The sequence below is a fragment of the Streptomyces sp. NPDC048172 genome (assembly GCF_043202595.1).
Classification (GTDB): Bacteria; Actinomycetota; Actinomycetes; order Streptomycetales; family Streptomycetaceae; genus Streptomyces.
Window position 1 is genome coordinate 244,597 of the sequence record NZ_JBIDAT010000008.1, and the last position, 20,136, is coordinate 264,732.

19 protein-coding genes are annotated in these 20,136 nt (G+C 73.1%); 10 read left to right on the forward strand and 9 right to left on the reverse strand.

Annotation, left to right across the window (positions count from 1 at the left end):
- Window positions 1-4: 4 nt before the first annotated feature.
- Window positions 5-1,273 carry a hypothetical protein gene (locus tag ACGF3A_RS32935; RefSeq protein WP_393734079.1) on the reverse strand — a complete coding sequence of 423 codons (1,269 nt, stop codon included), beginning with the start codon at window positions 1,271-1,273 and terminating at the stop codon, window positions 5-7.
- A 164-nt stretch (window positions 1,274-1,437) separates the two neighbouring features.
- A complete protein-coding gene (locus ACGF3A_RS32940) occupies window positions 1,438-3,291 on the reverse strand; it encodes an SGNH/GDSL hydrolase family protein (RefSeq protein WP_393734081.1) in 1,854 nt (617 codons plus the stop codon).
- A gap of 187 nt (window positions 3,292-3,478) precedes the next feature.
- Between ACGF3A_RS32940 and ACGF3A_RS32945 the strand changes: the two genes are divergently transcribed.
- Window positions 3,479-3,919 (forward strand): DUF6278 family protein, encoded by a 441-nt coding sequence (locus tag ACGF3A_RS32945; RefSeq protein ID WP_393734082.1) that lies wholly within the window; start codon window positions 3,479-3,481, stop codon window positions 3,917-3,919.
- Window positions 3,920-3,950: 31 nt separating this feature from the next.
- On the opposite strand, the gene ACGF3A_RS32950 is transcribed toward ACGF3A_RS32945, so the two are convergent.
- From ACGF3A_RS32950 to ACGF3A_RS32970, 5 genes are all read right to left on the reverse strand, one after another.
- Window positions 3,951-5,072, reverse strand: a complete 1,122-nt coding sequence (locus ACGF3A_RS32950; RefSeq protein ID WP_393734083.1) for an aKG-HExxH-type peptide beta-hydroxylase — start codon at window positions 5,070-5,072, stop codon at window positions 3,951-3,953.
- Window positions 5,069-6,049, reverse strand: a complete 981-nt coding sequence (locus ACGF3A_RS32955; RefSeq protein ID WP_393734084.1) for an aKG-HExxH-type peptide beta-hydroxylase — start codon at window positions 6,047-6,049, stop codon at window positions 5,069-5,071. Before ACGF3A_RS32955 ends, ACGF3A_RS32950 begins: the two co-directional genes overlap by 4 nt.
- A gap of 20 nt (window positions 6,050-6,069) precedes the next feature.
- A complete protein-coding gene (locus ACGF3A_RS32960) occupies window positions 6,070-7,254 on the reverse strand; it encodes a radical SAM protein (protein WP_393734085.1) in 1,185 nt (394 codons plus the stop codon).
- Window positions 7,255-7,260: 6 nt separating this feature from the next.
- Entirely contained in the window at window positions 7,261-7,443 is a 183-nt protein-coding gene (locus tag ACGF3A_RS32965; protein ID WP_393734086.1) for a hypothetical protein, read from the reverse strand.
- Window positions 7,444-7,558: 115 nt separating this feature from the next.
- Window positions 7,559-8,326: a GntR family transcriptional regulator gene (locus ACGF3A_RS32970; protein WP_393734087.1), complete on the reverse strand. Its 768-nt coding sequence runs from the start codon at window positions 8,324-8,326 to the stop codon at window positions 7,559-7,561.
- 180 nt (window positions 8,327-8,506) lie between these two features.
- Here ACGF3A_RS32970 and ACGF3A_RS32975 point away from each other — a divergent pair, with 180 nt between their 5' ends.
- The 4 genes from ACGF3A_RS32975 to ACGF3A_RS32990 are packed head-to-tail and all read left to right on the forward strand — an operon-like array spanning window position 8,507 to window position 11,769.
- Complete coding sequence (locus ACGF3A_RS32975) at window positions 8,507-9,244, forward strand: amino acid ABC transporter ATP-binding protein (RefSeq protein WP_393734088.1); 738 nt, start codon at window positions 8,507-8,509, stop codon at window positions 9,242-9,244.
- Between the two features lie 11 nt (window positions 9,245-9,255).
- Complete coding sequence (locus ACGF3A_RS32980) at window positions 9,256-10,182, forward strand: glutamate ABC transporter substrate-binding protein (RefSeq protein WP_393734089.1); 927 nt, start codon at window positions 9,256-9,258, stop codon at window positions 10,180-10,182.
- Between the two features lie 19 nt (window positions 10,183-10,201).
- A complete protein-coding gene (locus ACGF3A_RS32985) occupies window positions 10,202-10,846 on the forward strand; it encodes an amino acid ABC transporter permease (RefSeq protein WP_393734090.1) in 645 nt (214 codons plus the stop codon).
- Window positions 10,843-11,769: an amino acid ABC transporter permease gene (locus tag ACGF3A_RS32990; RefSeq protein WP_393734091.1), complete on the forward strand. Its 927-nt coding sequence runs from the start codon at window positions 10,843-10,845 to the stop codon at window positions 11,767-11,769. Before ACGF3A_RS32985 ends, ACGF3A_RS32990 begins: the two co-directional genes overlap by 4 nt.
- Window positions 11,770-11,776: 7 nt before the next feature.
- Here the strand turns inward: ACGF3A_RS32990 and ACGF3A_RS32995 are convergent, their stop codons facing one another.
- Window positions 11,777-12,538, reverse strand: a complete 762-nt coding sequence (locus ACGF3A_RS32995; protein ID WP_393734092.1) for a hypothetical protein — start codon at window positions 12,536-12,538, stop codon at window positions 11,777-11,779.
- A gap of 155 nt (window positions 12,539-12,693) precedes the next feature.
- On the opposite strand from ACGF3A_RS32995, the gene ggt reads away from it, so the two are divergent.
- The 5 genes from ggt (at window position 12,694) to ACGF3A_RS33020 (ending at window position 19,235) form a co-directional block, all read left to right on the forward strand.
- Complete coding sequence (ggt, locus tag ACGF3A_RS33000) at window positions 12,694-14,553, forward strand: gamma-glutamyltransferase (RefSeq protein WP_393734093.1); 1,860 nt, start codon at window positions 12,694-12,696, stop codon at window positions 14,551-14,553.
- Between the two features lie 100 nt (window positions 14,554-14,653).
- Window positions 14,654-15,502: an alpha/beta fold hydrolase gene (locus ACGF3A_RS33005; protein ID WP_393734094.1), complete on the forward strand. Its 849-nt coding sequence runs from the start codon at window positions 14,654-14,656 to the stop codon at window positions 15,500-15,502.
- A gap of 60 nt (window positions 15,503-15,562) precedes the next feature.
- Window positions 15,563-16,069: a (2Fe-2S)-binding protein gene (locus ACGF3A_RS33010; protein ID WP_393734095.1), complete on the forward strand. Its 507-nt coding sequence runs from the start codon at window positions 15,563-15,565 to the stop codon at window positions 16,067-16,069.
- Window positions 16,066-17,136, forward strand: a complete 1,071-nt coding sequence (locus ACGF3A_RS33015) for an FAD binding domain-containing protein (protein ID WP_393734096.1) — start codon at window positions 16,066-16,068, stop codon at window positions 17,134-17,136. Before ACGF3A_RS33010 ends, ACGF3A_RS33015 begins: the two co-directional genes overlap by 4 nt.
- Window positions 17,133-19,235: a xanthine dehydrogenase family protein molybdopterin-binding subunit gene (locus ACGF3A_RS33020; RefSeq protein WP_393734097.1), complete on the forward strand. Its 2,103-nt coding sequence runs from the start codon at window positions 17,133-17,135 to the stop codon at window positions 19,233-19,235. The genes ACGF3A_RS33015 and ACGF3A_RS33020 overlap by 4 nt, the downstream gene beginning before the upstream one ends.
- Here ACGF3A_RS33020 and ACGF3A_RS33025 read toward each other — a convergent pair.
- Window positions 19,232-20,005, reverse strand: a complete 774-nt coding sequence (locus ACGF3A_RS33025) for a class I SAM-dependent methyltransferase (protein WP_393734098.1) — start codon at window positions 20,003-20,005, stop codon at window positions 19,232-19,234. The genes ACGF3A_RS33020 and ACGF3A_RS33025 overlap by 4 nt on opposite strands.
- Between the last annotated feature and the right edge of the window lie 131 nt (window positions 20,006-20,136).

The following is a 20,136-nucleotide window of genomic DNA, read 5'->3' on the forward strand; positions in this document are numbered from 1 at the left end:
CTCCTCAGATGTCCTGGGTGAGCGGGCTGTCGAGCATGGTCTTCACCTCGTCGGAGACCAGGTCGGGCGGCGGGTTGGTGATGTTCGCCGTGCCGTTGCCCGTCATGAGGCGGTCGTTGTCGTTGACGTGCGCGAGGCCCAGCACGTGCCCGACCTCGTGCCCCAGTGTCCACTGCGTGGCGCCCTGCGCGACGACGGCGCCGGGGCGGCCCGCCGGGTGCGCGGCGCAGCCGTTGAAGGGCGGGACGGTCGAGCGGACGAAGTAGACGACGACGTCCTGCGCTGTCGCGTTGTTGCGGTTCGCGAAGAGCTGGTTCTGCTCGGCCGTCGTCTGGCCGCGTACGCACTGGCCGACGTCGCAGTCGTTGAGCGCGGGCAGATTGAGGTTCTCCGTCGAGGCGAGCTGGACCGCTATGCCCGCCGTCGCGTAGACCTCGCGCATCCGCGCGATGGCGTTGTCGACCGAGACGTTGGGCGCGGTGAGGACCTTGGCGTGCACGCGGACCGTGGGGACGAGCGTCCACCAGCGGTGCCACATCGCGGTGTCGGTCCCGGTCGCGAAGACGTCGATACGGTTCGGGCTCCAGGAGACCGCGCCGGGCGCGGTGGTGATGACGCCGCCCAGGCTCTCCCAGCCCGACCAGCTGCCGTCGAACCACTTGTGCCAGAGCGCCGAGTCGGTGCCGCGCACGAAGACGTCGAGCCTGCCGCTGCTCCAGCTCGCCACCGAGGGCGCCGAGGAGAGTACGCCGCCGAGGCTCTCCCAGCCGGACCAGCCGTTCTGGTACCACTTGTGCCACAGTGCCGAGTCGGTGCCGCGCGCGAAGACGTCGATGCGCCCGTTGCTCCAGGAGACCGCGGCGGGCGCGCTGGTGAGGACGCCGCCGAGGCTCTCCCAGCCGGACCAGCCGTTGTCGTACCACTTGTGCCAGAGCGCGGAGTCGGTGCCGCGCACGAAGACGTCGAGCCTGCCCGCCGCCCAGCTGGAGACCGCGGGCCCGGAGGAGAGCACGCCGCCCAGGCTCTCCCAGCCCGACCAGCTGCCGTCGAACCACTTGTGCCAGAGCGCCGAGTCCGTGCCGCGCACGAACGTGTCGATGCGCCCGCTGGACCAGGAGACCGCGGCGGGCCCGCTGGTGAGCACGCCGCCGAGGCTCTCCCAGCCGGACCAGCCGTGGTCGTACCACTTGTGCCACATGGCGGCGTCCGTGCCCCGCACGAAGGTGTCCAGCCGCCCGGGGGCCCAGGACGAGACACCGGGGGCGCTCGTCAATGACCCGCCAAGACTCTCCCAACCCAGCCACGTCACGGTGATCCCCCTCCCTCCGCGGGACGCCCCCACGGAATGCCCCAGGACGCTACTCGTCGGGCAAACACCGGCCAATCGACGGATCTGGCCATAAGTAGGGCGCCACGCGGGGCGGTTGGGGAGAGGAATCAGCCCTTCAGGGCCTTCAGGTCGACCGACTCGGCCAGAGCGCGCAGGCCCGCGTCCCCGGGGTGCAGATGGTCACCCGAGTCGTACTCGGCGCGCATCCGTTCCGGAGCGGCCGGATCCCGTACCGTCGCGTCGAAGTCGAAGACGGCGTCGAAGGTGCCCCCGTTGTTCCGGATGAACGCGTTCACCGCCTGTCGCTTCGCGTCGACCTCGGCCGAGCAGTCCTTGTAGCCGCCGCAGGGCGTCACCGTCGCCACGATCACCCGCATCCCGCGCTCGCGCGCCCGCGAGGCGATCGAGCGCAGCCCGGCGATCACCTCGTCCGCCGAGGCGCCCCAGCGCACGTCGTTGATGCCCTCGAAGACGACGACCGTACGGGCGCCGGTCTGGCCCAGCACGTCGCGCTCCAGCCGGTTCTGCGCGCTGACGCCCGCGGTGTCGGTGGAGACCCCGTCGCCGGGGTAGCGGTCGGAGGCGACCCGGTTCGCGGAGATGCCGTGGTTGAGCACCCCGTAGCGGGGCACGCCGCTGCCGGGTGCCTGGTCCAGGAGGCGCCGCGCCAGCACGTTCGGCCAGCGGCGGTTGGCGCCCTGCGTCGAGCGGACCCCGTCCGTGATCGAGTCGCCCAGCGTCACCACGGAGCCCGGGCCGCCGCCCACGTCGACGCCGGTGAGGAACGGCCACATGGTCAGCGAGCGCGTGTAGGCCCCGCCGTCCGCCTCGCCCGTACGGTCGCCGCTGCCGCTCTCGCTCAGGTACGAGCGCTGGATCGCCTCGCTGTGCACGGGCGTCGCCTCGACCGGGTCGGGGAGGTGGATGCTCACCAGCAGATTGGTGTCGGGGGGCACGTCGAAGCCCACCGGGTCGCTGAACGCCTGCGCGCCCGCCGGGATCCGCGCCCCCTCGCGCCCGCCGAACCGCAGCGGCACCGGCTTCCCCTTCGTCGCCGCGCCCTCGCCCTGCACGGCGATCGAGGCGTGGCCTATCCGTACGGGCGCGGAGGCGAAGGTGTTCTCCAGCCGGATCCGCGCCCGGGGCCCGCCTGCCGAGGTGTGGACGACCAGCCGCATGGTCTGGTCCCGCCACAGCCCGGTGCCGGTGTAGCCGCCGGTGCTCGCCGACCAGCTGCCGGTCCAGCCCGCGGCGTCGCGCCGTACGGACGCGGCGAAGACGTGCAGGTCGGCGCGGGGACCGGGGTCGCGCGGGAGTTCGACGGAGGAGAGCGCGCGGCCCCGCTTCACCGGCACCGTCACCGCGTACAGCTTCGCCTTCTCGGCGAGTTGCCCGCCGTCCCGCGTGTTGACGTGCGGCAGCGCCACGGCCTTGGTCGCCGGTGTGCCGCCGCGCCAGTCCTGCGCGGTGAGGGAGTACGTGCTCCGGGAGCCGTCCTTGTAGCGCACCGTGCCCGAGCCGCTCACCGGGCCCGCGGGGCCGTCGGGCGAGGTGGCGGCGACGAGGAAGGAGACGGCGTTGCCGCTGCCACGCAGCCGTACGCGCTGCCCGTCGGCCCGTACGTTGTCCGGCCGCCCCGGGCGGCGGTCGGGCCAGCGCAGCGAGGCGCCGTCGAGGTCCAGCCGGGCGCCGGGCGACCAGCCCGCGGCGCGCAGGTCGCCCGCCGAGAGCGAGCGGCCCGCGCCGTCGAGGTCGGCCGCGCCGGGCCGCGCGTCGTCGCTCACCCCCCGATTGTCGAAGAGCCGCTCCAGAGGGAGCGGCTCGGTGGTGGCGGCGGACCCCCGGCCGGGCCCGCCCGGTCCGTTGTCCCGTGCGGTGGCGGTGCCCGCCAGCGCGGGGACCGCCGTCGCCGTGACGGCCACCAGGACCGTGACGGAGCTTGTCCTAAGACGTCTGTGCACGCGTTCGCCTTCCCGTGGGACTACAACACCCTTGTGCGCACCCCGGATTGGACCGAGGCGGGGTGAAAGTAAGGAGGCCGCAAAGCGACGTCAAGGTGTCCAACGGGGCAAGCGGGAGCAGAGTGCGCACGCCACGCACAGCGCGCCCTATGGTGAGGAGGCCGGTACGGATGCCACGCTGAACGGCATGCACATCCCTTTTCTTGACAACTGGCTCAAGCGGCGGGGGGAGACGGACGGCGCGGCACTCACCGACGCGCTCTCCAGCGACCCCGAGAGCGCGGCGCAACTCCTCTCCGAGTGCGAGCTGCTCCGCGACCACGCCGGGAGAGAAGGGGTGCAACTGGACGACACGGCCGAGTCGTTGAGCGCGCTCGACCAGCTCCTGCCGCGCTGGCGCGACGATCCCGACGTCGTCACCTGGCTCGGCAGCGACGCGGGCCTCTACCTCGGCACGGTCCTGGTCCGCACGGTCCCCGGCGCCGAGTGGCGCCAGTGGCCCGACGGACAGCCCGTCGTCCGCCTCCCCTCCGGCGTGGAGGTGGACGTCCTGGAGGCGGGCGCCACCTGGGCGGAGACCGGCTCGCCCGAGCTCTCCCAGGTCCACGCGGAGGCGAGCGAGGGCTGAGGGCGGGGCCCGTCCGCCGTGCCGTGCGGGCTCAGCCCGCGACCACCGCGGCGGTCGCGGCGCGCAGTTGCTCCAGCAGGTTCCTGGCGCTGCCGGTCAGCACCGGCGCGTGCGCGCGCAGCAGCGTTCCCGCGGGGTCCCGGCGGAAGCCGGTCCGCGCGAGGGCCGTACGGGCGTCCGCCTCGGCCTCCGGGCACAGGCCCGCGTCGCGGGAGCGCACCCAGAACCAGTGCACGGCGTACCAGACGGCGCACGCGTGCAGGAAGGACTGCAGGCGGATGGTGGCGCCCGTCCAAGGGGACGTCACGGCACGGTCGTTGGCGTCGGCGCGGCGCAGGAAGGGCTCGCGCAGCTCCTCGTAGAGATAGAGCCTGCCGTGCGTGGCCTCGTGCACCAGCGCCTCGGCGAGCAGCGCGGGGGTGACGTGCGGCAGGTGCGCGTTGGTCAGCCGGCAGCACCCCGCCAGCCCGGAGAACGAGCTGGAGTGGAACCTCCGCGCCCCCTCCGGCTCCTGGCGCACCGCGACGACCTGCGCGAACGTCTCGACGTAACGGGCGGGCCCGCCGAGCCCCGTGAGGATACGGGCGGCGCCGCGCAGCCGCTCCACGACCGTCGCCAGCCGCTCCTCGCCGTACGGCACCGTGCCCGCCGTCAGGCCGAACGCGCCGTCGGGGAAGCGGAACGGGCTCGCCGTGTCCACCGCGACGTCCAGCCCTGGCAGCGGATCCACCGCGCGGAGCCCGTCCGGGACCTGGGGCAGCGACCGGTCGCCGCGTACGTTCCACACGGTGCGCCCGGAGGGCGGCGGGGCCAGCAGTCCCGTCACGGTCAGCTCCCTGGCGAGGGCCTCCTCCAGGAGGCCCGCGTCGATCTCCGTCCCGCCGCTGTCGCGGAGGACGAGCGTGGCGACGGAGGGGGCGCGCAGGAAACGCGTGCGCACCCGCGCCGGGAGGACGCCGAGGGCGCGGGCCACGGCCTCGTACGCCTCGGGGTGCGCGGCGACGCGCTCGCCGAGCCGCTCCTCCAGCCGCCGTTCGTACGCCGACCGCCACGCGGTCACCTCGTCGCCGGTCGCGGCCGTCGCCCCGGCCCCGGGCTCCCAGCGGAGCAGGTCCGCCGTGCCGTCGAGCGTGAGGCGCTTCGGAGGTGTCATGAGAGCCGCTCCAGCAGCGGGTCGACCAGGGCGTGGCCGAGCGGGGTGACCGAGGGGTTGCCGCGCAGCGGCGCGGCCAGCGTCTCCGTGTCGCGGCGCATCCGGTCCAGGACGCCGGGGGTGCCCAGCTCCTCGTGGAGGAGGCGGACGTTCCCGAAGGCGTGGAAGGCGAGCAGCACCTTGTCCAGCGGCCGGGAGCGGCCCACGGCGGGGGAGTGGTACTGCCGGGTGTCCGCCGGGTCGGTCACGTCGCCGAGCCGCCGGGCCAGATAGAAGTACTGGTGGCACGCCTCGTGGACCAGCATCTCGGCCACCTCGGCCGGATCCGGCGAGACCGAGACGAGGACGGTGCCGGGCGCCTCGCGCCAACTGCTGCTGCGGGTGCGGGAGGCGCCGCTGTCGCAGGGCACGAGGGAGCGCAGGACGCGCAGCACCCAGCGCGCGTACCGCGGGGCGCGAGTGCGGAGGAGGTCCACGGCGTCGGCGTAGAACCGGGCCAGCTCCTTGGTCGGCTCGGGGAACGTGACGATCGAGTGGAAGTCGTCCTCGATGGCGAGCTGCGCGCGCACCGCCCGTTCGGGGAGCAGCCGGAGGGACGAGCCGTTGACGGGTACGGACTCGGCGGCTCCGAAGGGGCCCGGGCCCGGGTCCGGGCCCCGTTCCGGGGCCGGTTCCGGCGGACCGCCCGCGCGGCGCAGACAGCGGGCGAGCCCCTCGGCGGCGGCGACGGGGTCGCCCTCACCGGTCTCCAGCAGGCGTTCGACGGCGCCGACGGCCGGGTCCCACAGCGCGTCCGAGGCGTGCTCGACATGCCAGGGCGGCGCGAGCGCGGTGGAGAGCGCGGTGCCGAGCGTGCGGCCGTGGCGCAGCAGGAACGCGGCGGCGACGCCCTCGGCGTGCGCCGCGACCACGGCGTCCATCAGCGCCGTGTCGAAGCCGGACCCCGGCATGGCGAGGCAGCGTAAGCGGTCGGACATGGGTCTCCCCCCGTGGTGGGTCAGGCGGCCCGCGGCTGCCAGGCGGCGGCCGGGAGGTCGGCTTCCAGGGCCTCGGTCATCCGCGCGGAGAGCGCGTAGAGGGCCTCGCAGTACAGGGACGGGTTGCTGAAGGAGGTGCCGTCGAAGCGGTGCGGGAGGTAGCCGCCCTGGCAGCTCGTGAAGTGCGGGCAGGCCAGGCAGGTGGCGCACGGCCGCTGGAGCTCGTCGAGGCGGTAGTGCCCGGCGTGCGCGTCGAGCGGGTGGTCGAAGACGTTCAGCGAGTCGTGCGCGTACGGACCGAGGCAGATGCGCAGCACGTCGCTGATGCCGATCGAGCCGTCGGACTCCACGACGCACAGGCCCTTCAGGTCGCCGCCCAGCGCGTCGAGGGTGTTCTCGCGGCCGAGGAGGCTCATCATCATCAGCTCGAAGAGCCGTACGCGCGCGGCCCGCGGCCCCTCGCCGTACCAGGCGTCGAACGCCTCCAGCAGGAAGCGCCGGTACGGCTCGGGCCCCGTCCAGCCCTGCGGCGGGTTGACGTGGTTGCCGTCGGGGAGCAGGAAGTCGATGTCGGGGAAGCCCTGGTCGGCGAACCAGCGCACCATCTCGCCGCCGTGCGCCGCCGGGTCGACGACGCACAGCACGCCGCCCAGCAGCTCGTCGAAGAGCGGGCCCTGGGCGCGCAGCGCGGCCACGGTGTCCAGCAGCCGTTCGGTGGTGCCCTCATGGCTGCCGCGCAGCACCCGGTGCCGGTCGGCGATCTCCGGCGGGCCGTCGAGGCTGAGGCCGAACGTCATGCCGTTGCGGGCGAAGAAGTCGAGCCAGGCGCCGGTCAGCAGCAACCCGTTGGTCTGGAGCATGATCCGTATGCGGACGGGGGCGCAGATGCCGCGCAGCGTGTCGATCAGCCGCTGCATCCGGGCCCGCCCCAGCAACAGCGGCTCGCCGCCGTGCAGTTCGACGACGAACTCGGTGAGGCCCCGGGCACCGCAGTGCGCGGCGATCCGCTCGGCGAGCTGACGGGTGACGCGGTCGGAGATGTAGGTGGGGCGGGTGAGCCAGGAGGTGTCGCCCCGGTTGTAGACGTAGCAGTAGTCGCAGTCGAGGTTGCAGCGCTGAGCGATCTTGAGGACGATCCACTCCAGCCCGGCAGGCCGCGCCTGCTCGGGCGACGGGTGTTCCGCGCGGGACGGCCTGCCGGGCACGGCGACTCAGTCCTGCGGCTTCCGGGGGTCGGTGTTCTTGGAGTGACCGCTTCCGTGCCGGTCGTAGAGGATGCTCTCCACCCCGCCGCCGCGCGCCCGCTCGGCGAGGGTGCGCAGCACGTCGTTGCGGATGCCGTCCAGCTCGCTCTCGGAGAGCCGCGAAAGGTCGATCCTGCTCTGCTCGGCCATGGGTTCCTGCCCTTCCTTCCGGTGTGTGCCGCGAGGGCCTTTCCCCGGTGTTCGCGCGGGCGGCACCGGTGGATGTGCGGAAGGGGGTACGAGTCGGCGTACGTATGTACGTACGTCAGCCCGTGAACGTGATGCCGTACTCCAGCCGCCAGCGGTCGGCGCGGACGACGATGTCGGAGGTCTCGACGGCGCGGCCGTCCTCGTCGTAGTGCGTCCGCTCGACGGCCGTCACGCACTGGCCGGGTGAGCAGCCCAGCGACTCGGCCTCGGGGCTGGTCGCGGGCCGGGCGCCCACCAGCTCCACGGCGCGCACCACGCGGATGCCGATCGCCGCGAGCCGTCCGCGCACGCCCCTGCGCGCGTACGGACCGCGCTCGGGGAAGACGACGTCCGTGCCCTCGGTGATCTCCAGCGGCTCCCAGCTCGTCGCGAGCTGGACCGGGCGGCGGTCGGCCAGATACTCGTACTGGGTGCACATCACGCGCGCCTCGGGCTCGACGCCGAGGCGGCACGCGACGCGCTCGGTGGCCTGCGCGGTGGTCGAGGTCGCCTCCCAGACGACCGCGGCGCCCGTCTCGCGCCCCATCGCGGCGATCCGCGCGGCGAAGGGCGAGTCGACGGCGCCGGTGGAGCGCAGCAGGGTGCCGACCGGGGCGCGGTCCGTGACGAAGACGCCGCGCCCGAACTGTCCCTCCGCGTAGCCCGCGGACTTCAGTACCCGCACGGCGCGGTCCACGGTCTGGTCGCTGGCCTCGTAGGAGCGCTTCAGCTCCGAGCGGGAGGGGATACGGGCGCCGACGACGAGCGTCCCCTCGTCGATCTGCCGCCGCAGATCGTCGGCGATCCGCTGATACACCGGCCTCGTGTCACCCGTGTCTCCCATCCCGGGTTCCTCTTTCCCCATGCGTCCCCAACCTGCCTGACAGGCAAGCAGGCTAGGTACCCAGGGGCGTCCTTCGTACCTAGGCCCAGAAAGCGGCCACTTTCGTGTTGTGCGGGCTTACTGCGTGTCATCCCAGAAGTGCCCTGATGATGCGGATATTTTCCCCTTTCTATGGTTTCTATGGAAGCGCTGATCGAGCTGCGCGGCGTCAACAAGCACTACGGCGCTCTGCACGTGCTCAAGGACATCGACCTCACCGTCGGCCGGGGCGAGGTCGTCGTCGTCATCGGGCCCTCGGGATCCGGCAAGTCGACGCTGTGCCGGACCATCAACCGGCTGGAGACGATCGAGTCCGGCACCATCACCCTGGCGGGCCGCCCCCTGCCCGCCGAGGGCAAGGAGCTGGCCCGGCTGCGTACCGAGGTCGGCATGGTGTTCCAGTCGTTCAACCTCTTCGCGCACAAGACGGTGCTCGCCAACGTGATGCTCGCGCCGCTCAAGGTCCGCGGGAAGAACAAGGACGAGGCCGCGCGCCGCGCCCGTGAACTCCTCGAACGGGTGGGCCTGGCCGATCACGCGGAGAAGTACCCCGCCCAGCTCTCCGGCGGCCAGCAGCAGCGCGTGGCCATCGCGCGCGCCCTCGCCATGGACCCGCAGGCCCTCCTCTTCGACGAGCCGACCTCCGCGCTCGACCCGGAGATGATCAGCGAGGTGCTGGAGGTCATGCAGCAGTTGGCGCGGGACGGCATGACCATGGTCGTCGTCACGCACGAGATGGGCTTCGCCCGCTCCGCCGCGAACCGGGTCGTGTTCATGGCCGACGGCCAGGTCGTCGAGGACCGCACCCCCGAGGAGTTCTTCACGGCGCCCGAGAGCGACCGGGCCAAGGACTTCCTGTCCAAGATCCTGAAGCACTGAGGGGGAGAGCCGTGCCACTCCGTACGCACCGCGTTGCCGCCGCCGCACTGCTGGGCGCGCTCGTCCTGAGCCTCACCGCCACCGGCTGCGGCAGGTCGGGATCCCCGCCCGCGCGCGGGCCCCAGCCGGGCAAGCTGCCGCACTACGCCGTGGACTCCGGTTTCTCGCTGCGCTCCTCCCCGACCTGGAAGAGCGCCGAGAAGCGCGGGCACCTCACCATCGGCGTCAAGGAGGACCAGCCGGGGATGGGGGAGATGAACCCCGCGACCGGCGCCTACTCCGGCTTCGACATCGAGATCGCGCGGATGCTCGCCGCCTCCCTCGGCTTCGACCCGGAGAAGGACATCGAGTTCAAGGCCATCGCCTCCGCGAACCGGGAGACGGCGCTCCAGAACGGCCAGATCGACTTCTACGTCGGCACCTACACCATCAACGACGGCCGCAAGAAGCTCGTCGGCTTCGCCGGGCCCTACTACATCGCGGGCCAGAAGCTGCTCGTACGCCGCGCCGAGAAGCAGCTCAAGGGCCCCCAGGACATGGCGGGCAAGAAGATCTGCTCGGCCGTCGGCTCCACCCCGCTCCAGCGCGTCGAGGCCGACTACCCCAAGGCCACCGCCGTCGCCTACGACAGCTACGCGATCTGCGTCGACAACCTCCTCAACGACCAGGTCGACGCCGTCACCACCGACGACACCATCCTGCTCGGCTACGCGGCCAAGGACCCGGCCAAGCTCAAGGTCGTCGGCAAGGCGTTCTCCACCGAGCCGTACGGGGTCGGGGTGCCCAGGTCCGACAAGGTGCTCGCCCGCACGCTCGACAAGGCCCTCACCGCCCGCGTGCGCGACGGCGACTGGAAGCGCGCCTACGACGCGACGCTCGGCCTCTCCGGAGTGCCGGCCCCGAAGCCTCCCCGTATCGACCGCTCCCTGACGAGCTGAGAGGAAGGCAGCGGCCCCCATGGACGTCCTCACAGACAACTTCTCGCTGTACGGCGAGGGATTCCTCGGCACCATCCGGCTGACCGTCTACGCCTCGCTGCTCGCGCTCGCGCTCGGCGTGGTCATGGCAGGCTTCCGGGTGGCGCCGGTCCGCGCGCTGCGCGTCGTCGGCACGGCCTGGGTGACGGTGCTCCGCAACACCCCGCTGACGCTGCTGTTCTTCGCGATGCTCCTCGGGCTGCCGCGGTTCGGCATCGCGCTGCCCTTCGAGCTGTTCGCGGTGCTGGCGCTGGGCTGCTACACCTCGTCGTTCATCTGCGAGGCCGTGCGCTCGGGCATCAACACCGTGCCGGTCGGCCAGGGCGAGGCCGCGCGCAGCCTCGGGATGACCTTCGGCCAGACGCTGGGGACCGTGGTGCTGCCGCAGGCGTTCCGCACCGTCATCCCGCCCATCGGCTCCACCCTCATCGCGCTCGCCAAGAACTCCGCCATCGCGGGCTCGTTCAGCGTCACCGAGCTGCTGAGCACGTACAAGACCCTCAACGAGAACGGCTACAGCGTGATCTGGTCCTTCGTCTGGATCGCGCTCGGCTATCTGATCCTCACCCTCGCGATCAGCGCGCTCTTCCACGCGATGGAGCGGCGCTGGGGAGTCGCCCGATGACCGCACACGCCCGCCCGGCCCGCGCCCCCCGCACCCCGCGCCGCGCCCGTTCGCTCCAGGCCAACGCCTCCGCGCTCTACGACATCCCCGGGCCGAAGGCCAGGGCCCGCCATCTCGCCTACGGGCTGCTGACGACGGCCGCGCTGCTCGCGCTCGCCGGGTGGGTGATCTATCTCCTTGTCGACACGGGCCAGTTCTCCGGCGTGAAGTGGCGCCCGTTCACGTACGCGGGCATCCAGGAGCTGCTGCTGCGGGGGCTCGGCAACACGCTCAAGGCGTTCGCCTTCGCGGCCGTGCTCTCCCTCGCGCTCGGCGCGGTCCTCGCCGCCGGACGGCTCTCCGAGCACGCCCCGGTCCGCTGGATCAGCACGGTGCTCGTCGAGTTCTTCCGGGCCATGCCGGTGCTGGTGATGATCTTCTTCATCTTCGTCGCGCTCCAGGTCCAGCCGCTGCCCGCGCTCGTCGCCGGGCTGACCCTCTACAACGGCTCGGTCCTCGCCGAGGTCTTCCGCACCGGCATCCTCTCCGTCGAGAAGGGCCAGGGCGAGGCCGCGTACGCGCTGGGGCTGCGCAAGACGCAGGTCATGGTCCATGTGCTGGTGCCGCAGGCCGTACGGGCGATGCTGCCGACGATCATCAGCCAGCTCGTCGTCGCGCTCAAGGACACCTCGCTGGGCTACCTGATCACCTACGAGGAGTTCCTGCACGCCGGGCGGCTGATCGCGATCAACATGGACTACACGATGCCGTTCATCCCCGTCGTCATCGTGATCTCCGCGATCTACATCGGGCTCTGCATGCTGCTCTCCTGGTTCGCGACCTGGGTCGCGCGGCACGAGCGGCGCAGCGTGAAGGTCACGGCCCAGGCCGTCGCGCCGCCCGAGGCGGGCTCGACGATGCCGGGCGCCCCGGGCGTGCGCTGAGACACCGTCAGGCCCGGTGCGCGCCCCGGCGGCCGTTCGTGGGGGCGACCGGGGTGGTCGCGGCGCGGGTGACGTCGGCGACGAGCTCGACGACGTCGGGGCCGTACGCCTGGGAGTTGACGACCTTCAGCAGCAGGCAGAAGTTGCCCTGCTGGCCGTGCTTGCGGGCGAGCTTGACGTGGTGGCGGGCGAGATAGCGGCTCGCGGCCTGGTTGGTGACGCCGCGCTGGCCGCAGAAGAGGAAGACCGGGCGGACGTCGTCGCCGCTCTGGCCCGCCGTCAGCCGCGCGAGCAGCACGTACTCGGAGGTGCCGTGCTCCAGCCGGTAGCTCTCGCCGCCGATCGTGAACGCGGACCTGTCCGGGCCCGGCTCCCTGTCGATGTTGATCTGCACGCCGGGCAGCAGCGACTGGAGGTGCGCCGCCATCCTCCGGTTGGAGGTGGGCCCGCCCAGGCAGAACTCCGTGCGCTCGCCGAAGCCCTGCTGTGCGCCGTCCTGCGGGACGACGTCGGCGTGGGCGCCGCAGTCCTTGATGAGCGCGGACAGCTCCAGCAGCGCGAACACGTCGTTGCGCTGGACCGCCCACTCGGTCGTCGAGGGGTCACGGTTCACCACGAGCAGGCACTCGGAGTTGTCGGGCAGCCCGAAGAAGCGCTGCTTGCGGAGCTGCTTGCGCCGCCACAGGTACGTACGGGCGAACCAGCCGAGCGCTGCCGTGATCCCCGCGGCCAGGACGCCGAGGAGTATCTCGCGCAGGTTCTCATCCATGCCGCCGCACAGTAGGCCCTGCCGTCCGGGCCCGCTGCCCGGGGTACGGCTCCGGGGCGCCGCAGCCTGCCGAATGGTGCGGGTTTCACGCTTTGCGCGCCACTTCTTCGCAGCTAGGCTGCGCGGGTTCGACGACGCAGCGATGGAGGTCTGACATGGGCACACCCAGATCGCGCGGGTTCCGGCGCCGCGGGACGCGCCGGATCCTCGGTGCGGGGGCCGCGCTCGCGGCTGTCGCCGCGCTCACCGGAGCCACGCCCGGCGCCCAGGGGAGCCCGGAGCGGGAGACCCCGGCCAAGACCCCCGTCGCCACCGGGTACGGCGGGGCCGTCTCCAGCGTCGACGCCGACGCGTCCGCCGCCGGGATCGAGGTCCTGAAGAAGGGCGGCAACGCCGTGGACGCCGCCGTGGCCACCGCCGCCGCGCTCGGCGTGACGGAGCCGTACTCGGCGGGCGTCGGCGGGGGCGGGTACTTCGTCTACTACGACGCCCGCGCGCAGAAGGTCCGTACGATCGACGGCCGCGAGAAGGCGCCGCTCAGCGCGGACAAGGACCTGCTCACCGAGGACGGCAAGCCCGTCCCGTTCGACGAGGCCGTCACCAGCGGGCTCGGCGTGGGGACGCCGGGGACGCCCGCGACCTGGGACCGGGCGCTGGACAAGTGGGGCAAGAAGTCGCTGCGGCACGCCCTCGCGCCCGCGACCCGGCTCGCCCGCGACGGGTTCACGGTCGACGAGACGTTCCGCAAGCAGACCGCCGACAACGAGAAGCGGTTCCGGGACTTCCCCGCCACCGCGAAGCTCTTCCTGCCCGGCGGCAAGCCCCCGGCCGTCGGCTCCACGCTGAAGAACCCCGACCTGGCCCGTACGTACGACGAGCTGGCCCGGAAGGGGACCGGGCCCCTCTACCGCGGCGCGATCGGCAAGGACATCGTCGACACCGTGCGCAAGCCGCCCGTCGCGCCCGGGGCCGAACGGAAGGTGCGGCCCGGCGACATGACGGCGAAGGACCTGAGTTCGTACCGCACCCGCGACCAGGCGCCGACCAAGAGCGCGTACCGGGGCCTGGACGTCTACGGGATGGCGCCCTCGTCCTCCGGCGGCACCAGCGTCTCCGAGGCGCTGAACATCCTGGAGAAGAGCGATCTGCGCGGGATGAGCGAGAAGCAGTACCTGCACCGGTACCTGGAGGCGAGCCGGATCGCGTTCGCCGACCGGGGCCGCTGGGTCGGCGACCCGACGCAGGAGGACGTGCCGACCAAGGGCCTGCTCTCGCAGCGGTTCGCGGACTCGCGCGAGTGCCTGATCGACGACGGCAAGGCGCTCACCAGCCCCCTCGCGCCCGGCGACCCGCGCGACCCCAAGGCGTGCGAGGCGGGCGGCAAGGCGGCGCCGACGACGTACGAGGGGCCGAACACCACGCATCTGACCGCGTCCGACAAGTGGGGCAACGTCGTCGCGTACACCCTCACCATCGAGCAGACCGGCGGCAGCGGCATCGCCGTGCCGGGGCGCGGATTCCTGCTCAACAACGAGCTGACCGACTTCTCCTTCGCCCCGGCCTCGCCGGACGTCCACGACCCGAACCTGCCCGGGCCCGGCAAGCGCCCGCGCTCCTCGATGTCGCCGACGATCGTGCTGAAGGACGGCGAGCCGGTCGTCGCGCTCGGTTCGCCGGGCGGCGCCACGATCATCACCACCGTGCTGCAGACGCTCACCAACCACCTCGACCGCGGCATGCCCCTCGTGGACGCCATCGCCGCGCCGCGCGCCAGCCAGCGGAACGCGGAGCAGACCGAGATGGAGCCGAAGCTGATGAGCGCGAAGGTGCGGAAGCAACTGGAGGCGCTGGGCCACAAGTTCAAGGAGAACCCGGAGATCGGCGCGGCCACCGGCGTGCAGCGGCTGCCCGACGGGCGGTGGCGCGCGGCGGCCGAGACCGACCGGCGGGGAGGTGGCTCCGCGATGGTCGTCCACCCCTCGGGCGGCCACGGCGGCCACGGCGGCGGGCGGTAAGCGGAATCTAGTGCGAATGATCTCCGCTGGGTAGGGTGGACGCGCGGGAGCCACGGGGGCTGTTCGCGCGTTCACCCTTGCACAGGAAGCGAGCAGTGCCATGCAACCCACCTTCGTCCTGGTCCACGGAGCCTTCGCGAACTCCTTCTCGTTCGCGCCCCTCCAGGCCGAACTCGGCCTGCTCGGGCACCGTTCGGTCGCCGTCGACCTGCCGGGGCACGGCTTCGCGGCGACCTACCCGCACGCCTACCAGGCGCCGCAGGACCTCGCGGCCCTCGCCACGGCCCCCGGCGCGATCAAGGGCGTCACGCTCGCCGACAACGCCGCGCACCTCATCGCCGTACTGGAGCGGGCCAGGCGGAACGGGCCCGTCATCGTCGTCGGCCACAGCCGCGCCGGGATCACGCTCACCGCGGCGGCCAACGCGCGCCCGGACCTCTTCGACCGCCTCGTCTACGTCTCGGCCTGGTGCCCGCTCGCCCTCGACGTCAACGACTACTACGCCGAGCCGGAGATGGCCTCCGTCGACGTCGCCGCGCTCGCCCCGGCGATGGCCGCGAACCCGGCCGAACTCGGCCTGCTGCGCACCAACTTCCGCACCGCGGACCCGGACACGCTCGCGGCGGTCAAGGGGCTCTTCCTCGCCGACGTCAGCGACGAGCAGTTCCTGACCTTCCTCAACACCTTCCAGCCCGACGAGAACCTGGACGGGGGCACCTCCGACGACCGCGCCCAGGCCGCGACCTGGGGCACCGTCCCGAGGACCTTCGTGCGGCTGTCCGACGACGTGAGCATGCCGCTCGCCATGCAGGACCGCCTCATCCGCGAGGGCGACGAGCTGACGCCCGGGAATCCGTGGGACGTCCGCACCCTGACGAGCAGCCACCTCAAGTGGCTGATCGACGTGGAGCCGACGGCCCAGGCGCTGGGAGCGCTCGCCGCGCTGTAGCCGGAGGCCTTCAGCCGGAGGTCTTGCCTTGGAGTGCTCTCCAATGTGTAAGACAAGAGGATGGCCACCAACAACGGTGCACAGTCTCTGCTTCTGACCGTCAACGGCGAGAAACGAGAGGTGTCCGCCTGCGACGTGCGGGCCACCCTCCTCGACGTCCTGCGTGACCGGCTGGCCCTGACCGGCGCCAAGAAGGGCTGCGACCGGGGGGAGTGCGGCGCCTGCACGGTCCATGTGGACGGCCGCAGGGTCCTGTCCTGCCTCACCCTCGCCGTCTCGGCGCGGGGGAGCGAGGTGACGACCGTAGAGGGTCTCGCCGCCTCCGACGGGACCCCGCACCCGATGCAGGAGGCGTTCCACGCCCACGACGCCTTCCAGTGCGGCTTCTGCACGCCGGGCCAGCTCATGTCCGCCGTCGCCTGCGTACGGGAGGGGCACGCGGGCTCCGACGCGGAGATCCGCGAGTGGATGAGCGGCAACCTGTGCCGGTGCGCGGCGTATCCGCAGATACGGGCCGCCGTCGCGGAGGTCGCCTCGCAGGGGCCCGCGAAGGGGGCGACGGCATGAGGGAGTTCGGTTATACGTCCGTAGCCGACGTCGGAGAGGCGCTGACGGCGCTCCAGGAGCCCGGCACGCGGCTCCTCGCGGGCGGCACCGAGATGCTCAACTGGCTGAAGGAGGGCATCGAACGGCCCGAGCGGCTCGTGGACATCACCGCGCTGCCGCTGCGCGCCGTCGAGCCGCTGCCCGGCGGGACCGGGACCGGGAGCGGGAGCGGCCTGCGGATCGGCGCCCTGGCCCGGATGAGCGACGTCGCCGCGCACCCCGAGGTCGCGCGCGGCTACCCGGTGCTCGCCGAGTCGCTGCTGCTGGCCGCCTCGCCGCAGCTGCGCAACATGGCCACCGTCGGCGGCACCCTCCAACAGCGCACCCGCTGCCCGTACTTCCGCGCCGAGACCGGGGACCTGCCCTGCAACAAGCGCACCCCCGGTTCCGGCTGCGCCGTGCTCAGGTCGGGGGAGACCGAGGAGCACGCGCTCTTCGGCTGGACCGAGGAGTGCGTCGCCACCCACCCGTCCGACATGGCCGTGGCGCTCGCGGCGCTCGACGCGACGGTGCTGGTCGAGGGCCCGCGCGGCGCGCGGCGCGTGCCCGCCGGGGCCTTCCACCTCACCCCCGAACAGGCGCCGCCCGAGCGGCACACGGCCCTCGCGCCCGACGAGCTCATCACGGGCGTCGAGGTGCCGGGCCCGGCCCCGCTCTCGCACTACGTGAAGGTCCGGCAGCGTGCCTCGTACGAGTTCGCGCTCGTCTCGGCCGCCGCCGCCGTGGAGCTCGCGGCCGACGGGACGCTGGCCGCCGCGCGGATCGCGCTCGGCGGCGTCGCCCACCGGCCGTGGCGCCTGACCGCCGCCGAGGAGACCCTGCGCGGCGTCGACCCGGAGGACGGCGGGGCCGTCCACACGGCGCTGGCCCGCGACTTCGCCGCCGCACGCCCCCTCCCGGGCGGGGCGAACGGCAGGGGCAACGCGTACAAGACCGAACTCGCCCGCCGCACCGCCGTCCGCGCGATCCGCGACGCGTCTCGCCGCGATGCCGCCTCCGGCGCCGGGCGGGAAGGGAGCCTCTCGTGAATCCACAGGTCTCAGCGCCCGTCGAGGGTCTGCGGCGGCCCGATGGGCCTGCCAAGCTCACCGGGGCCGCGCGGTATGTCGCCGATGTGCCCGCCGCCGACGCGCTCGTCGGCACGTTCGTGTGCGCGACCGTACCGCGCGCCGAGCGGGCCGTCGTCGATGCCGGGGCCGCGCGCCGGGCGCCCGGGGTCGTGGCCGTGCTCACGGCCGACGAGCTGCCGCAACCGGGCTACGGGGGCGGGCCCGTGGGGCAGAGCGTGCTGCCCATGACGGATCACGTCGTGCGGTACGAGGGGCAGCCCGTCGCGCTCGTGCTCGCCGACACCGGCGAGCGGTCCCGGTACGCGGCGGAGCTGGTCGGTGTCGCGTACGAGGGCGTCCGGTCCGCGGTCGTCTTCGCGGACGCCGAGGACAGCGTCGAGAGCATGCCGATGATGGGCCCCGCCGACCACGGCACGGGCGACGTCGGCACGGGGCTCGCTGCTGCCCGTACGGTCGTCAGCGAGACGTACGCGACCTCCGACCGGCACCACAACCCGATCGAGCCCTCCGCGACGCTCGCCCGCTGGGACGGCGACCAGCTCACCGTGCACGACTCGGTGCAGTCGATCTCGGCGACCCAGGCGGTGCTGGCCAACGCCTTCGGGCTGGACCCCGGACAGGTGCGGGTCATCTGCCCGTACGTCGGCGGCGGCTTCGGCTGCAAGGGGTACATCTGGCCGCACCAGGTGCTCGCCGCGGCCGCCGCGCGGGCCGTGGGGAGGGCCGTACGGCTGCCGCTCACCCGCGCGCAGATGTTCACCTCCTGCGGGCACCAGCCGGAGACCCGGCAGACCGTGACACTCGGCGCCGACGCCGACGGCAGGCTCACCGCGCTGCGGCACCACAGCGTCAACGCGACCTCGCGGTACGACCAGTACGCCGAGGCCACCACCGACGCCTGCGCCTCGCTCTACGCCAGCCCGCACATCGAGCTGCGCCGCCGCATCCGGCACACCGACCGCGCGACCCCGACGCCGATGCGCTCGCCGCACGAGGGCCCGGGGCTCTTCGCGCTGGAGTCGGCCGTGGACGAACTGGCGTACGCGGTGGGCCTCGACCCCCTCGCGTTCCGGCTGCGCAACCTGCCCGAGCGCGACGCGCTCACCGGCGCCCCGTTCTCCAGCCACGGGCTGCGGGAGTGCCTGAAGCGCGGCGCCGAACGGTTCGGCTGGGCCCGGCGCGCGCCCGGACCGCGCGCCACCCGTGAGGGTGACGAGCTGGTCGGGCTGGGGATGGCCACGGTCAGCCTGGAGACGCACCGCATGCCGTCCTCCGCGCGGGTCGTGCGCACCGCGGACGGGCGCGTCCGCGTCGAGGCCGGGACCGAGGAGATCGGCACCGGGCAGCCCGGAGTGCTCGCCACCGTCGCCGCCGAGGTGCTGGACGTACGGCCCGAGGACGTCGAGGTCGTGCTCGGCGACACCCGGCTTCCGGCGACCGGCATGACGGCCGGGTCCTCCGCGACGATGGGCCTCGGCTCTGCCGTGCTGCTCGCGGCGCGCGCGGTGAAGGAGAAGCTGGCGGGCGGCGCCGAGGAGGCCGAGGCCGAGGCCACCTGGGGGCCGCAGGAGGGCGGCGACGGGCTGGGCCGCAAGGACACGATGTCCGTGCACGCGTACGGCGCGGTCTTCGTCGAGGTCCGCGTCGACGCGCTGCTCGGCCGGGCCCGGGTGGCCCGCTGCCTCGGCGCGTACGCGGCGGGCCGCATCATCAACCCCCTCGCCGCGCGCGGCCAGATGACCGGCGGCCTCACCTGGGGCATCGGCCACGCGCTGCTCGAACGCTCCCGCTTCGACGCCGAGTTCGGCCGGTTCGCCAGCAAGAACCTGGCGGGGTACGCGGTGCCGGTCACCGCCGACGTCCCCGAGGTGGACGTGCTCTTCGTCGACGACCACGACGCGTACGCCAGCCCCCTCGGCGCCAAGGGCATCGGGGAGCTGGGCCCGCTCGGGGTCTCCGCCGCCGTCGCGAACGCGGTCTTCCACGCCACGGGGATCCGCGTCCGCGAACTGCCCATCGGGATTCCGGACCTGCTGGAGGGGCTGCCGCTCGCTTAGCTCCGCCGGGCCGCGCGTACGTACCAGCACGGTGACGTGAGCCTGCCCCGGCCGTCGTACTCCATGGCGGCCGGGTCCAGGTCGACGCCCGAGGCGGCGTGGATGGCCGGGCGCATCCGGGTCAGCGACTCCTCGGTGAACGACGTGGTGAACCGGGTCAGCCGGATCCGCTCGACGTCCCAGTACGGGCCCAGGTGGGTGCGCAGGTCGTCGGGGCTCACCGGGGGCGGCAGGGGCGTCTTGGGGCCCTCCGCCTCGGCTGTCGCGAGCATGTGCAGCAGCGCGCCCGGCCGTACGACCCGGCTCAGGGCCCGTGCGTACGCGCTCCGCTGCGCGGGGCCGAGCACGTGGTACAGCCCGGAGTCGACGACCGCGTCGAAGGCCTCGGCGGGCAGCTCGTCCAGCCGCGTGGCGTCCGCCTCGGTGAACTCGACGTCCAGGCCGCGCTCCTGGGCGTTCTTCCTGGCCTGGTCCAGCGCGGCGGGGGAGGCGTCGAAGCCGGTGACGCGGTGGCCTCGGGAGGCGAGGAAGAGCGCGTTGTCGCCCGTTCCGCAGCCCGCGTCGAGGAGGTGGCCGTCGCCGAGGACGCCCGTGCTCTCCAGGTCGACGAGCACGGGCTGGGGCCCGCCGATCACCCATGGCGGCGTCTCGAACGCCATGTCGAGACCCGCGACGGCCTGCTTGCCCTGGTAGAACGCGTCGAAGTCGACGGCGGCCATGGTCTCCTCGGGGGACGCCATGTGCGATCGCGGTGCGGATTCGTCCGGCATGCGGGAACTCCCTCGGTGCCTCGTAGCTCGCTGGTTCCGGCTGGTCCGGACGCGAATCTACGCACCGTCCCCGCCGCTGCCCAGACGGTTTCCGGCAGATCGGCCGGCGCCGCCCGGCAACGGTCCCCGCC